The sequence below is a fragment of the Leclercia sp. G3L genome (genome assembly GCF_021117075.1).
Lineage (GTDB): Bacteria > Pseudomonadota > Gammaproteobacteria > Enterobacterales > Enterobacteriaceae > Enterobacter > Enterobacter adecarboxylatus_C.
Genome location: NZ_CP088265.1, coordinates 697,689 through 711,770, shown reverse-complemented (window position 1 = coordinate 711,770; position 14,082 = coordinate 697,689). Strand labels below are relative to the sequence as shown.

Annotated in this window: 10 protein-coding genes; 7 read left to right on the top strand and 3 right to left on the bottom strand. The window is 59.0% G+C overall.

The window, feature by feature from the left end:
* Positions 1–16: 16 nt before the first annotated feature.
* Positions 17–658, bottom strand: a complete 642-nt coding sequence (gene msrA, locus LRS40_RS04755; RefSeq protein WP_142487988.1) for a peptide-methionine (S)-S-oxide reductase MsrA — start codon at positions 656–658, stop codon at positions 17–19.
* A 224-nt stretch (positions 659–882) separates the two neighbouring features.
* On the opposite strand from msrA, the gene tamA reads away from it, so the two are divergent.
* The 3 genes from tamA to LRS40_RS04740 are packed head-to-tail and all read left to right on the top strand — an operon-like array spanning position 883 to position 6,736.
* Positions 883–2,616: an autotransporter assembly complex protein TamA gene (tamA, locus tag LRS40_RS04750; RefSeq protein ID WP_142487989.1), complete on the top strand. Its 1,734-nt coding sequence runs from the start codon at positions 883–885 to the stop codon at positions 2,614–2,616.
* On the top strand, positions 2,613–6,389 hold the full coding sequence (gene tamB / locus LRS40_RS04745; RefSeq protein WP_231313229.1) for an autotransporter assembly complex protein TamB: 3,777 nt from the start codon (positions 2,613–2,615) through the stop codon (positions 6,387–6,389). The genes tamA and tamB overlap by 4 nt, the downstream gene beginning before the upstream one ends.
* Before the next feature lie 2 nt (positions 6,390–6,391).
* Positions 6,392–6,736 carry a gamma-glutamylcyclotransferase gene (locus tag LRS40_RS04740; RefSeq protein WP_142487991.1) on the top strand — a complete coding sequence of 115 codons (345 nt, stop codon included), beginning with the start codon at positions 6,392–6,394 and terminating at the stop codon, positions 6,734–6,736.
* A gap of 37 nt (positions 6,737–6,773) precedes the next feature.
* Here LRS40_RS04740 and LRS40_RS04735 read toward each other — a convergent pair whose 3' ends face one another.
* Complete coding sequence (locus tag LRS40_RS04735) at positions 6,774–8,357, bottom strand: methyl-accepting chemotaxis protein (RefSeq protein WP_231313228.1); 1,584 nt, start codon at positions 8,355–8,357, stop codon at positions 6,774–6,776.
* Positions 8,358–8,576: 219 nt separating this feature from the next.
* Positions 8,577–9,104, bottom strand: coding sequence for an inorganic diphosphatase (gene ppa, locus LRS40_RS04730; protein ID WP_103178006.1), 528 nt, complete (start codon positions 9,102–9,104; stop codon positions 8,577–8,579).
* Positions 9,105–9,413: 309 nt separating this feature from the next.
* Here ppa and ytfQ point away from each other — a divergent pair, with 309 nt between their 5' ends.
* From ytfQ to yjfF, 4 genes are all read left to right on the top strand, one after another.
* A complete protein-coding gene (gene ytfQ / locus LRS40_RS04725) occupies positions 9,414–10,370 on the top strand; it encodes a galactofuranose ABC transporter substrate-binding protein YtfQ (protein ID WP_032616231.1) in 957 nt (318 codons plus the stop codon).
* Between the two features lie 103 nt (positions 10,371–10,473).
* The gene (gene ytfR, locus LRS40_RS04720; RefSeq protein WP_231313227.1) at positions 10,474–11,976 is read left to right on the top strand and encodes a galactofuranose ABC transporter, ATP-binding protein YtfR; all 1,503 of its coding nucleotides are present in this window, start codon (positions 10,474–10,476) and stop codon (positions 11,974–11,976) included.
* Positions 11,977–11,986: 10 nt separating this feature from the next.
* Positions 11,987–13,012 carry a galactofuranose ABC transporter, ATP-binding protein YtfT gene (gene ytfT / locus LRS40_RS04715; RefSeq protein ID WP_142487994.1) on the top strand — a complete coding sequence of 342 codons (1,026 nt, stop codon included), beginning with the start codon at positions 11,987–11,989 and terminating at the stop codon, positions 13,010–13,012.
* The gene (gene yjfF / locus LRS40_RS04710) at positions 12,999–13,997 is read left to right on the top strand and encodes a galactofuranose ABC transporter, permease protein YjfF (protein WP_231313226.1); all 999 of its coding nucleotides are present in this window, start codon (positions 12,999–13,001) and stop codon (positions 13,995–13,997) included. Before ytfT ends, yjfF begins: the two co-directional genes overlap by 14 nt.
* Positions 13,998–14,082 lie beyond the last annotated feature (85 nt).

Below are 14,082 nucleotides of genomic sequence, written 5' to 3'. Positions count from 1 at the left end.
CAGAACCGGTTTACTGTTATGCCAGCTGAGGCGGCAGGCAAACGCCAATACCACCGATACCGCAGTAGCCGTACGGATTTTTATGCAGATACTGCTGGTGATCGTCTTCTGCGTAGTAGAACGGCAGAGCGGTGGCGATCTCGGTCGTCACCTGACGGTCGTCGTTGGCGTCGCGCATCGCCTGCTGGAAGCGCGCCAGGCTGTCGCGGGCCGCTGCGTCCTGTTCCGGAGTGAGCGGATAGATCGCCGAGCGGTACTGGGTGCCGTGGTCATTACCCTGACGCATGCCCTGCGCCGGGTCGTGGTTTTCCCAGAACACCTGCAGCAGCTGTTCATAGCTGATGACGTTCGGGTCATACACCACCCGTACCGCCTCGGCATGGCCGGTCTGGCCGGAGCAGACTTCGCGGTAGGTTGGGTTAGGGGTATAGCCGCCGGTGTAGCCCGCCGCAGTGCTGTAGACCCCCGGCAGCGGCCAGAACAGGCGCTCCACGCCCCAGAAGCAGCCCATTGCGAACAGGGCGATCTCCATCCCGTCGGGAACATGGGTCATCGAGTGACCGTTCACGGCGTGCAGCGTGGCGACGGGCATAGGGGTGTTACGTCCCGGTAATGCATCCGCCTGAGCAACAAGGTGCTTTTTATCGAATAAACTCACGGTGTGACCTCCGGGTAGGTGATGTTTGGGTTAAGGTTGTCACGACGCGTTTAATTGAACACAATAAATGCGGTGAATGAGTCTAGATTTAAACATAAGAAATATTAGGTTGTTTAACCATTTTTCAACCCGTGAATTGGGTTTTGGGCTTTATGCCGTGATCTGCTGCGGAGCGGCACTTCATATGCTTCCAGGGGTGGAAACAAGGATATTCAGGAGAAAACGTGCCAAAAATCCGCCAGTTATGTTTAGTCAGTTTCTTGCTGACAAGCGGAGTCGCCGATGCGGCGAATGTTCGTTTGCAGGTTGAGGGGCTATCCGGCGCGCTGCAAAAAAACGTACGCGCACAGCTCTCCACGATCCAGAGCGACGAAGTGACGCCAGACCGTCGCTTCCGCGCCCGCGTGGATGACGCCATCCGCGGCGGTTTAAAAGCGCTCGGCTATTACGAACCCACCATCGACTTTGAGTTGCGTCCACCTCCGGCCAAAGGGCGGCAGGTGCTGATTGCCCGCGTCAAGCCGGGCGAGCCGGTGCTGATTGGCGGCACGGACGTGGTGCTGCGTGGCGGCGCGCGCACCGACCATGACTACCTTGATCTGCTGAATACGCGGCCGAAGAACGGCACCGTGCTCAATCACAGCGATTATGACGGCTTCAAAAAAGATCTCACTAAAGTGGCGCTGCGCAAAGGCTACTTCGACAGCCAGTTCAACAAAAGCCAGCTGGGCGTCTCTCTCGACCGGCATCAGGCGTTCTGGGATATCGATTACGACAGCGGGGAACGCTACCGCTTCGGCGATGTGACCTTCGAAGGCTCGCAAATCCGCGACGAGTACCTGCAGAACCTGATCCCCTTTAAAGAAGGCGACTATTACCAGTCGAAAGATCTGGCCGAGCTTAACCGCCGCCTCTCTGCTACCGGCTGGTTTAACTCGGTAGTGGTGGCCCCGGAGTTTGATAAAGCGCGCAAGACCAAAGTGTTGCCGCTGCATGGCGTGGTCTCGCCGCGCACCGAGAACACCATCGAGACCGGGGTCGGCTACTCCACCGACGTCGGTCCGCGGGTAAAAGCGACGTGGAAAAAGCCGTGGATGAACTCATACGGCCACAGCCTGACCACCAACGCCAGTATCTCTGCGCCCGAGCAGCAGCTCGATTTCAGCTATAAAATGCCGCTGCTGAAAAACCCGCTCGAGCAGTATTACCTGGTGCAGGGCGGCTTTAAGCGTACCGATCTGAACGATACCGAAGCCGACTCCACGACCCTCGCCGTGTCACGCTACTGGGACCTCTCCAGCGGCTGGCAGCGCGCCATTAACCTGCGCTGGAGCCTCGATCACTTTACCCAGGCCAACGTCACCAACACCACCATGCTGCTCTATCCTGGGGTGATGATCAGCCGGACCCGCTCCCGCGGCGGGCTGATGCCGACCTGGGGCGACTCCCAGCGCTATTCGGTGGACTACTCCAATACCGCCTGGGGCTCGGATGTTGACTTTGTGGTGGTGCAGGCGCAGAACGCCTGGATCCGCACCCTCTATGACCGCCACCGTTTTGTGATGCGCGGCAATCTGGGCTGGATCGAAACCGGCGACTTCGAGAAAGTGCCGCCGGATCTGCGCTTCTTCGCCGGGGGCGATCGCAGCATTCGTGGCTATAAATACAAATCCATCGCGCCGAAAGATGACGACGGCAAGCTGATTGGGGCCTCGAAGCTGGCTACCGGCTCGCTGGAGTATCAGTACAACGTCACCGGAAAATGGTGGGGGGCGACCTTTATCGACAGCGGGGAAGCGGTGAGCGATATCCGCCGCAGCGACTTTAAAACCGGCGCGGGCGTCGGGGTGCGCTGGGAGTCACCGGTCGGGCCGATCAAGCTCGATTTCGCCGTGCCGGTGGGGGATAAAGATGAACACGGTTTACAGTTTTACATCGGTCTGGGGCCTGAATTATGAGTTTATGGAAGAAAGTCAGCCTCGGCGTTGTGCTGTTTATCCTGCTGCTGCTGTCCGCGGTGGCCTTTCTGGTGGGGACCACCAGCGGGCTGCATCTGCTGTTTAAGGCGGCTAACCGCTGGGTACCGGGGCTGGAGATTGGCCAGGTCACCGGCGGCTGGCGCGACCTGCATCTGAAAAACGTCCGCTATGATCAGCCGGGCGTGGCGGTCAACGCCGGGGATCTGCACCTGGCGGTGAAGCTCAGCTGTTTGCGCGACAGCAGCCTGTGCATCAACGATCTGTCGTTAAAGGATGTCTTCGTGACGATAGATTCGAAAAAAATGCCGGAAGCGGCGCCGCCCGCCGAAGAGGAGAGCGGGCCGCTGGATCTCTCCACGCCATACCCGATTACCCTTAGCCGGGTGGCGCTGAATAACGTCAACGTCAAAATCGACGACACCACCGTGTCGGTGATGGACTTCACCTCCGGCCTGCGCTGGCAGGAGAAGAACCTGACCCTGACCCCGACCGCTTTGCAGGGGCTGCTGATTGCCCTGCCGAAAGTGGCGGAGGTGGCGCAGGAAGAGATCGTCGAGCCAAAAATTCAGAATCCGCAGCCGGAAGAGAAGCCGCTGGGCGAAACGCTGAAAGATCTCTTCTCTAAACCTGTCCTGCCGGAGATGACCGACGTTCATCTGCCGCTGAACCTCAATATCGAAGAGTTTAAGGGCGAGCAGCTGCGCCTGACCGGCGATACCGATCTGACGGTCTTCAACATGCTGCTGAAGGTGAGCAGTATCGACGGCAACATGAAGCTCGACGCGCTGGATATCGACACCAACCAGGGGAGCGTCAACGCCACCGGCAATGCGCAGTTGCGGGATAACTGGCCGGTGGATATCACCCTCAACAGCAGCCTGAACATCGACCCAATCAAGGGTGAGAAAGTGAAGCTGAAGGTCGGCGGCGCCCTGCGCGAGCAGCTGGAGTTTGGCGTGAACCTCTCCGGCCCGGTGGATCTGGTGCTGCGCGGCCAGACCCGGCTTGCCGAGGCGGGCCTGCCGCTCAACCTGGAAGTGGTCAGCGAACAGCTCTACTGGCCCTTCACCGGCGAGAAGCAGTATCAGGCCGATGACGTGAAGCTGAAGCTCACCGGCAAAATGACCGACTACACCCTGTCGTTCCGCACCGCGGTGAAAGGGGAGGGGCTGCCTCCCGCCGGTATCACACTGGATGCGAAGGGGAACGAGCAGCAGATCAACCTCGATAAGCTGACGGTTGCGGCGCTGGAGGGGAAAACCGAGCTGACGGCGCTGCTCGACTGGCAGAAGGCGATCAGCTGGCGCGGGGAGCTGAAGCTCACCGGGATCAACACCGCCAAAGAGGTGCCGGACTGGCCATCGAAGCTCGACGGACTGATTAAAACCCGCGGCAGCCTGTACGGCGGCAGCTGGCAGATGGACGTACCGGAGCTGAAGATCACCGGCAACGTGAAGCAGAACAAGGTGGATGTACATGGCTCGCTGAAGGGCAACAGCTACCTGCAGTGGATCATCCCGGGTCTGCACGTGGCGCTGGGCCGCAATACCGCCGACATCAAGGGCGAGCTGGGGGTGAAAGATCTGGATCTGGATGCCACCATCGACGCACCGAATCTTGATAATGCCCTGCCAGGGCTGGGCGGAACGGCGAAAGGGCTGGTTAAGGTGCGCGGCACGGTCGAGGCCCCGCAGCTGCTGGCCGATATCACCGCCAACGGCCTGCGCTGGCAGGAGCTCACCATCGCCCGCGTTCGCGTTGACGGCGACGTCAAATCCACCGACCAGATCGCCGGGCATCTGAACCTGCGCGTCGATCGTATTTCCCAGCCGGGCGTAAACCTCAGTCAGGTGACGCTGGAAGCCAAAGGTAGCGAGAAGCAGCACGATCTCCAGCTGCGCGTGCAGGGCGAGCCGGTCTCCGGCCAGCTGCACCTGGCCGGCAGTTTTGACCGTAAAGAGATGCGCTGGAAAGGCACCCTGGATAACACCCGCTTCGCCACCCCGGTGGGGCCCTGGTCGTTAACCCGCTCCATTGCGCTGGATTACCGCAACGCGGAGCAGAAGATCAGCATCGGGCCGCACTGCTGGACCAACCCGAACGCCGAGCTGTGCGTGCCGCAAACCGTTGACGCAGGGGCCGAAGGGCGGGCGATGGTGAACCTCAACCGCTTTGACCTCGCGATGCTCAAGCCGTTTATGCCGGAGTCTACCCAGGCCAGCGGCGTGTTTAGCGGCAAGGCCGATGTCGCCTGGGATGCCACCAAACCAGGGCTGCCGCAGGGCAACGTCACGCTCTCCGGGCGTAACGTGAAGGTGACGCAGGTGGTGAACGATGCGCCGCTGCCGCTGGCGTTTACTACCCTGAATCTGACCGCCGATCTGCATAACAACCGCGCCGAACTGGGCTGGCTCATCCGCCTCGCCAACAACGGCCAGTTTGACGGCCAGATCCAGGTGACCGATCCGCAGGGGCAGCGCAATCTGGGCGGCAACGTCAACATCCGCAATCTCAACCTGGCGATGGCGAACGCCATTTTCTCCCGCGGCGAGAAGGCGGCCGGGATGCTGAACGCCAACCTGCGGCTGGCCGGCAGCGCGCAAAGCCCGCAGCTGTTTGGTCAGATGCAGCTTAACGGGGTGGATATCGACGGCAACTTTATGCCGTTCGATATGCTGCCGAGCCAGCTGGCGATGAATTTCAACGGCATGAGCTCGACGCTGGCGGGGACCGTTCGCACCCAGCAGGGACAGATCAACCTCAGCGGCGATGCCGACTGGAGCCAGATCGACAACTGGCGTGCGCGGGTGGCGGCCAAGGGCAGCAAGGTGCGCATCACTGTGCCGCCGATGGTGCGGCTGGACGTCTCGCCGGACGTGGTCTTTGAGGCCACGCCGCAGCTGTTCACCCTCGACGGCCGGGTCGATGTCCCATGGGCGCGCATTGTAGTCCATGACCTGCCGGAGAGCGCGGTAGGCGTCTCCAGCGATGAGGTCATGCTCGATAACAATCTGCAGCCGGAGGAGACGCAGCGGGCCTCTATCCCGATCAACAGCAACCTGATCGTGCACGTGGGCAACAACGTGCGGCTGGATGCCTTTGGCCTGAAGGCGAGGCTGACCGGCGATCTGAAGGTCGCGCAGGATAAGCAGGGCTTGGGCCTGAACGGGCAGATCACCATTCCGGAAGGGCGCTTCCACGCTTACGGGCAGGATCTGATTGTGCGTAAAGGCGAGCTGCTGTTCTCCGGTCCGCCAGATCAGCCCCTGCTGAATATCGAAGCGATCCGTAACCCGGAAGCTACCGAGAATGACGTGATCGCCGGGGTGCGCGTGACCGGCACCGCGGACGAACCGAAAGCGGAAATTTTCTCCGACCCGGCGATGTCCCAGCAGGAAGCGCTCTCATACCTGCTGCGCGGGCAAGGTCTGGACAGCAATCAGAGCGACAGTGCGGCGATGACCTCAATGTTAGTCGGCCTGGGGGTTGCACAAAGTGGTCAGGTTGTGGGTAAAATCGGGGAGACGTTTGGCGTAAGCAATCTGGCGCTGGACACCCAGGGAGTCGGTGACTCTTCCCAGGTGGTGGTCAGCGGCTATGTACTGCCGGGTCTGCAGGTGAAATATGGCGTGGGGATCTTTGACTCGCTGGCGACACTCACGTTACGCTATCGCCTGATGCCTAAGCTATATCTGGAAGCGGTGTCTGGCGTAGATCAGGCACTCGATTTGCTCTATCAGTTTGAGTTCTAGCAATGCGAATATTTGTCTACGGTAGTTTACGAACCAGGCAAGGCAACAGCCACTGGATGACCAACGCCCAGTTGCTGGGGGATTACAGTATCGAGAACTACCAGTTGTACAGCCTGGGCCACTATCCAGGCGCGGTTCCGGGGAACGGAGCAGTGCACGGTGAAGTGTATCGTATTGATAATGCCACGCTGGCCGAACTTGATGCCTTGCGCACAAGAGGCGGGGAATACGCTCGCCAGTTGATCCAGACACCTTACGGCAGTGCATGGATGTACGTGTACCAACGTTCGGTGGACGGCCTGACGCTGATTGAAAGCGGTAACTGGTTAGACAGAGACCAGTACTGAGATAAACAACGCCACCCTCGGGTGGCGTTGTTTTTTGTTATGCCCCTTCCTGGCGCAGCTTAAAGATCTGCACCGTCTCCAGCAGCTGTTCAGCCTGGCGATGCATCGCCTGCGCCGCCGCGGACGACTCCTGCGAAAGCGTAGCGTTTTGCTGCGTGGCGGCATCCATATGGGTGACGGCCACGTTCACCTGATCGATGCCGGTGCTCTGCTCGTGGCTGGCTAACGAGATCGCCTCAATCAGTTCACTCACCTTGCTGACGCTGTGCAGAATACCGGCCATGGCAACCCCGGCTTCTTTGACCTGACCATTACCCTCATCGATGCGGCTGACAGAGCGATCGATAAGGACGCGGATCTCTTTGGCGGCCGAGGCGGAACGCTGAGCCAGGGCACGCACTTCAGCAGCCACCACCGCGAATCCACGGCCTTCGGTTCCCGCCCGGGCGGCTTCGACCGCGGCGTTCAGCGCAAGGATGTTGGTCTGGAAGGCGATACTGTCGATCATGCTGATAATGGTGTTGATCTCGCTGGAGAAATTATGGATCTCGCTCATGGTCTGCATGGCACGATCCACGGCCTCTTCCCCCTGACGCGCCACCAGACGGGCATTGCGGGCCAGATCGCTGGCGGTGCGTGAATGTTCCGCGTTGCTTTTGACCACCGAGGTCAGCTCTTCCATTGAGGCGGCGGTCTGCTCCAGGGCACTGGCCTGGGCTTCGTTACGGGAAGAGAGTTCATGGCTGCCGCTGGCAATCTGTGCCGAGGCGGTGGCGATGGTCTCGGTGCCGCTGCGTACCCCGGACACAATGCGGGTCAGGTTGATGTTCATCTCCTGCAGGGCATGCATCAGTTCGGCCGTCTCATCGCGACCGGCAACCGTAAAGCGGGACTGCAAATCCCCGGCGGCCACGGTACGGGCGATGCTGACCGCCTGGGCCAGGGGCCGGGTGATGCTGCGAATTAACCACCAGGTCACCAGCATTCCGGCGCCGAGAGTTAATGCCATCGTCAGCACCAGCATCCAGCGGATCTGCTGATAGCGGGCCTGGTTCTGGTCAGCGATCTGCTGGTGAAGCACCTTTGCGTGCTGGAGGGTGTTTGCCACCACCTCGTCGATCATTCTGGTCGGTTCACGGTCAATGCCGGTGACCTGCCTATCCACGCGCTGGGCGCTGGTCACATTCCCCACCTGATAATCGGCCAGCGCTTTCAGGTACTGTTGCTCCAGCCCGGCGTGGATCTGACGGGTTGCCAGCACCTCGCGATTATCCATACCGATTTTGGGCAGCAGCTCGCTCAAATGAGTGAGCAGCGCCTGGGTGGCCTGGCTCTCACGACTAAAGGCATTTTTGTATTTATCGAACGCCTCCTGTCCCTGGGCTCCGCGCAGCAGGGTGTTTTTCCACTCCTGCACCTGGATCTTGAACTGCACCTGGGCGCTACGCGCGGTATCGATGCTTTCGGTGATGGACTGCTCCATCGTCATAATCTGTTCTTGCTGCGTCAGGCTGTCGTTGTTAATCGCCAGCCCGCGCAGGCCGGTGAAGAGCGTTGCAAGCAGCAACAGTGCGGCCAGCAGCCCCAGCCGTTGGCCAATGGTAAGGGTGTTGAGTTTCATCTGTAGCAGGTATTTCCCTGGTGAAATAAAGCGATCGTGATCACGTAACGAAGGTATCGACCGACGGCTGACAGACTTTAAGAGAGCGAAGGGGGATTAGGGCAGGAGAAACACGCTATCTAACTAATACTTCAGGAGAAAAAGTCTATGTGACAGTTTAGTGACAATTGACGGGCATAAAAAAGCCCCGACGTGTCGGGGCGTTTCGCAGGGTAAGAATTACTTCTTAGCGCGCTCGAAGGAGGCAACGATTTCCGCTTTAGCAGCTTCTGCGTTGTCCCAGCCTTCCACTTTCACCCATTTGCCTTTCTCGAGATCTTTGTAGTGCTCGAAGAAGTGGGCGATCTGCGCTTTCAGCAGTTCTGGCAGGTCGTTCACATCTTTAATGTGATCGTACTCTTTGCTCAGCTTGGTGTGCGGTACCGCAACCAGTTTCGCATCTTCACCGGCTTCGTCGGTCATCTTCAGCACGCCAACCGGACGGCAGCGGATCACGGAGCCCGGCTGCAGTGGGTATGGTGTTGGGACCAGCACGTCTACCGGGTCACCGTCCAGGGACAGGGTGTGGTTGATGTAACCGTAGTTGCACGGGTAGAACATCGCGGTAGACATGAAACGGTCAACGAACAGCGCGCCGGTGTCTTTGTCGATTTCGTATTTGATAGGATCAGCGTTCGCCGGGATTTCGATAACTACGTAGATGTCTTCCGGCAGTTCTTTACCCGCTGGGACGTTGAGTAAGCTCATGTCTGTGTCCTTTAAAATGATTGGTAATCAAGTGGCGAGTATTATAGCCAACTGGCGCCGAATGTCTTCGCCTGTTTTCGCCATTCCCTTCTCGCGGATGCCACTATCAGCCCTTTCTCATGACAAGATAATCCATAAACTCAGCCGCATTTTTAATGGCTCAATGAAAGCGATTACAAACTTGTGATTAACGTTTTATTCACTTCTCTGAAGTGTGATGTAACACACTCCGTTACATCTCGCATTGTCTATAGTCTGTTCGCAGAACACCTTTTACCCAACAATAAACTACCCTACGAGGACGTTCTTATGTGGAAGCGCTTACTTCTTGTCACAGCAGTTTCAGCAGCCATGTCGTCTATGGCGATGGCCGCCCCATTAACCGTAGGATTCGCACAAGTCGGCTCGGAATCAGGCTGGCGAGCGGCTGAAACCAACGTCGCGAAAAGCGAGGCCGAAAAGCGCGGCATCACGCTGAAAATCGCAGATGGTCAGCAAAAGCAGGAAAACCAGATCAAAGCGGTACGCTCTTTTATCGCCCAGGGCGTTGACGCCATCTTCATTGCGCCGGTCGTGGCAACAGGCTGGGAGCCGGTGTTGAAAGAAGCCAAAGATGCCGAAATTCCGGTGTTTCTGCTCGATCGTTCCATCGATGTAAAAGACAAATCTCTCTATATGACTACCGTTACCGCCGACAACGTCCTGGAAGGTAAATTAATCGGTGAGTGGCTGGTGAAACAGGTGGATGGCAAGCCGTGTAACGTGGTTGAGCTGCAGGGCACCGTCGGCGCCAGCGTGGCCATCGATCGTAAGAAAGGCTTTGCTGATGCCATCTCCAAAGCGTCAAACATCAAGATTATCCGCTCTCAGTCCGGCGACTTCACCCGCAGTAAAGGGAAAGAGGTTATGGAGAGCTTCATCAAAGCCGAGAACAACGGCAAAAACATCTGCATGGTTTACGCCCATAACGACGACATGGTGATCGGCGCCATTCAGGCCATTAAAGAAGCGGGTCTGAAACCGGGCACCGATATTCTGACCGGCTCCATCGACGGCGTGCCGGATATCTATAAGGCGATGATCGATAAAGAGGCCAACGCCAGCGTTGAGCTGACGCCAAACATGGCAGGCCCGGCCTTCGACGCGCTGGAAAAATTCAAGAAAGACGGCACCATGCCGGAGAAAGTCACCATTACCAAATCCACCCTCTACCTGCCTGATACCGCTAAAGAAGAGTTAGAGAAGAAGAAAAATATGGGCTACTAAGCTCCAGTGAAAATGCCGGGCGACGCTGCGCTTGCCCGGCCTACGATACGCTTTTTGTAGGCCGGATAAGCGTAGCGCCATCCGGCGTGATGCAGGGGGAACCATGACCACAAACCAACACCAGGAAATCCTCCGCACAGAAGGATTGAGCAAGTACTTTCCCGGCGTGAAAGCGCTGGATAGCGTCGATTTCAGCCTGCGACGTGGCGAGATTATGGCGCTATTAGGCGAGAACGGCGCCGGGAAATCGACCCTGATTAAAGCCCTGACCGGGGTGTATCACGCCGATCGCGGCACCATCTGGCTGGAAGGCCAGGCCATTTCGCCCAAAAATACCGCCCATGCCCAGCAGCTGGGGATCGGGACGGTTTATCAGGAAGTGAACCTGCTGCCGAACATGTCGGTGGCCGATAACCTGTTTATCGGTCGCGAGCCGCGTCGTTTTGGCTTTTTGCGCCGCAAAGAGATGGAAGCCCGCGCCACGAAGCTAATGGAGTCCTACGGCTTTTCCCTCGACGTGCGCGAACCGCTGAACCGCTTTTCGGTGGCGATGCAGCAGATCGTCGCCATCTGCCGCGCCATCGATCTCTCCGCCAAAGTGCTGATCCTCGATGAACCCACCGCCAGCCTGGATACCCAGGAGGTGGAGATGCTCTTCACCCTGATGCGCCAGCTGCGCGACCAGGGGGTAAGCCTGATCTTCGTCACCCACTTCCTCGATCAGGTCTATGAAGTGAGCGACCGCATTACCGTGCTTCGTAACGGCAGCTTTGTCGGCTGCCGCGAAACCCGCGAGCTGCCGCAAATCGAGCTGGTGAAAATGATGCTCGGCCGCGAGCTGGAGACTAACGCCCTGCAGCGTGCGGGCCGGACGCTGCTCAGCGAGAAACCCATTGCGGCATTTAAGGATTACGGCAGGAAGGGCACCATTGCGCCCTTTAACCTGGAGGTGCGTCCCGGCGAGATCGTCGGCCTGGCGGGGCTGTTAGGCTCCGGTCGTACCGAAACCGCCGAAGTGATCTTCGGCATTAAGCCTGCCGACACCGGCACTGCCCTGATTAAAGGCAAGCCCCAGGCGCTGCGCTCCCCGCATCAGGCCTCCAGCCTCGGGATCGGTTTCTGCCCGGAAGACAGGAAAACCGACGGGATTATTGCCGCGGCCTCGGTGCGCGAAAACATCATTCTGGCCCTGCAGGCCCAGCGCGGCTGGCTGCGGCCCATTCCGCGTAAAGAGCAGAACGCCATTGCCGAACGCTTTATTCGCCAGCTGGGCATCCGCACCCCGAGCGCGGAGCAGCCGATCGAGTTTCTCTCCGGCGGCAACCAGCAGAAGGTGCTGCTGTCGCGCTGGCTGCTGACCAAACCGCAGTTCCTGATCCTCGACGAGCCGACGCGCGGTATCGACGTGGGGGCGCATGCGGAGATCATCCGCCTGATCGAAACCCTCTGCGCCGACGGCCTGGCACTGCTGGTTATCTCGTCGGAGCTGGAGGAGCTGGTGGGCTACGCCGATCGCGTGATCATCATGCGTGACCGGCAACAGGTGGCCGAGATCCCGCTGGACGCGCTGTCCGTTCCGGCAATCATGAACGCCATTGCGGCATAAGGAGTACATCGTGATGTCACGTTCACTCTCTCAGACCGGCGAGCCGAAGCGCCGCTTCCGCTGGCCCACCGGTATGCCGCAAATCATTGCGCTGCTGCTGGTGCTGCTGGTGGATAGCCTCGTTTCACCGCATTTTTATCAGATTATCCTTCAGGATGGCCGCCTGTTCGGCAGCCCGATTGATATTTTAAACCGCGCCGCGCCGGTGGCTCTGCTGGCGATTGGTATGACCCTGGTGATCGCTACCGGCGGTATCGACCTGTCGGTCGGGGCGGTGATGGCTATCGCGGGTGCCACGGCAGCCTCGATGACCGTAGCCGGACACAGCCTGCCGGTGGTACTGCTGGTGACGCTGGGTACCGGTGTGCTGGCAGGGTTGTGGAACGGCATCCTGGTGGCGATCCTCAAAATACAGCCCTTCGTTGCTACCCTGATCCTGATGGTGGCCGGACGCGGGGTGGCGCAGCTGATCACCTCCGGGCAGATCGTCACCTTCAACGCCCCCAATCTGGCATGGATCGGCAGTGGCTCGCTGCTGTTCTTCCCGACGCCGGTGATCATCGTGGTGGTGACGCTGATTGCCTTCTGGCTGTTCACCCGCAAAACCGCCCTCGGGATGTTTATTGAAGCGGTGGGGATTAACATTCGCGCGGCGAAAAACGCCGGGGTCAGTACCCGCCTGATGGTGATGCTGACCTACGTCTTAAGCGGGGTGTGCGCCGCCATTGCCGGGATTATCGTCGCGGCGGATATTCGCGGGGCGGACGCCAACAACGCTGGCCTGTGGCTGGAGCTGGATGCGATCCTTGCGGTGGTGATCGGCGGCGGGTCGCTGATGGGCGGACGCTTTAACCTGCTGCTGTCGGTGATTGGCGCGCTGATTATCCAGGGGATGAACACCGGGATCCTGCTGTCCGGTTTCCCGCCGGAGCTCAATCAGGTGGTGAAAGCGGTAGTGGTGCTCTGCGTGCTGATCGTCCAGTCGCCGCGCTTTATCAGTCTAATTAAGGGGATGCGTGGCCATGATAAAACGTAATTTACCGTTAATGATCACCCTGGGCGTGTTCGTGCTGGGCTATCTCTACTGTCTGACGCAATTCCCCGGTTTTGCCTCGACGCGGGTGATCTGCAACATCCTGACCGATAACGCCTTCCTCGGGATCATCGCCGTCGGTATGACCTTCGTGATCCTCTCCGGCGGGATCGATCTCTCCGTGGGGTCGGTGATCGCCTTTACCGGCGTCTTCCTGGCGAAAGCGATCGGCTACTGGGGGATCTCTCCGCTGCTGGCTTTCCCGCTGGTGCTGGCGATGGGCTGCGCCTTCGGGGCCTTTATGGGGTTGCTGATCGACGCCCTGAAGATCCCGGCATTCATTATCACCCTCGCCGGGATGTTCTTCCTGCGAGGGGTCAGCTATCTGGTGTCCGAGGAGTCAATCCCGATCAACCATCCGGTCTACGACACCCTCTCCAGCCTGGCGTGGAAAATTCCCGGCGGCGGGCGTCTGAGCATTCTCGGGCTGGTGATGCTGGGGGTGGTGGTGATTGGCATTTTCCTCGCCCACCGCACCCGCTTCGGCAATGAGGTTTATGCCATCGGCGGCAGCGCGACCTCTGTCAACCTGATGGGGATCTCCACCCGCAGCACCACCATTCGTATCTATATGCTCTCAACCGGGCTGGCGACGCTGGCGGGGATCGTCTTCTCCATCTATACCCAGGCGGGCTATGCCCTCGCGGGAGTGGGCGTGGAGCTGGACGCCATTGCCTCGGTGGTGATTGGCGGCACGCTGCTCAGCGGCGGGGTCGGTACGGTGCTGGGTACGCTGTTCGGGGTGGCGATCCAGGGGCTGATCCAGACCTATATCAACTTCGACGGCACCCTCAGCTCGTGGTGGACCAAGATTGCGATTGGCATCCTGCTGTTCATCTTTATCGCCCTGCAGCGTGGGCTGACGGTGCTGTGGGAGAACCGCCAGAGCTCGCCTGTAACACGGGTTAGTACAACAACTACAAAGTAGTAACATACTGAATTTGCTGTAAGTCTAAATCTTTTCCGGTAGCGGCCGATAACCTTTAATTCTGTCCAGATTTATCTCGCTACCG

Bases quoted from the DNA above. Each gene is read 5' to 3' on its own strand.
- LRS40_RS04740 (WP_142487991.1), top strand. From the start codon at position 6,392: ATGCGAATATTTGTCTACGGTAGTTTACGAACCAGGCAAGGCAACAGC.
- ppa (WP_103178006.1), bottom strand. From the start codon at position 9,104: ATGAGCTTACTCAACGTCCCAGCGGGTAAAGAACTGCCGGAAGACATC.
- ytfR (WP_231313227.1), top strand. From the start codon at position 10,474: ATGACCACAAACCAACACCAGGAAATCCTCCGCACAGAAGGATTGAGC.
- ytfQ (WP_032616231.1), top strand. From the start codon at position 9,414: ATGTGGAAGCGCTTACTTCTTGTCACAGCAGTTTCAGCAGCCATGTCG.
- LRS40_RS04735 (WP_231313228.1), bottom strand. From the start codon at position 8,357: ATGAAACTCAACACCCTTACCATTGGCCAACGGCTGGGGCTGCTGGCC.
- yjfF (WP_231313226.1), top strand. From the start codon at position 12,999: ATGATAAAACGTAATTTACCGTTAATGATCACCCTGGGCGTGTTCGTG.
- tamB (WP_231313229.1), top strand. From the start codon at position 2,613: ATGAGTTTATGGAAGAAAGTCAGCCTCGGCGTTGTGCTGTTTATCCTG.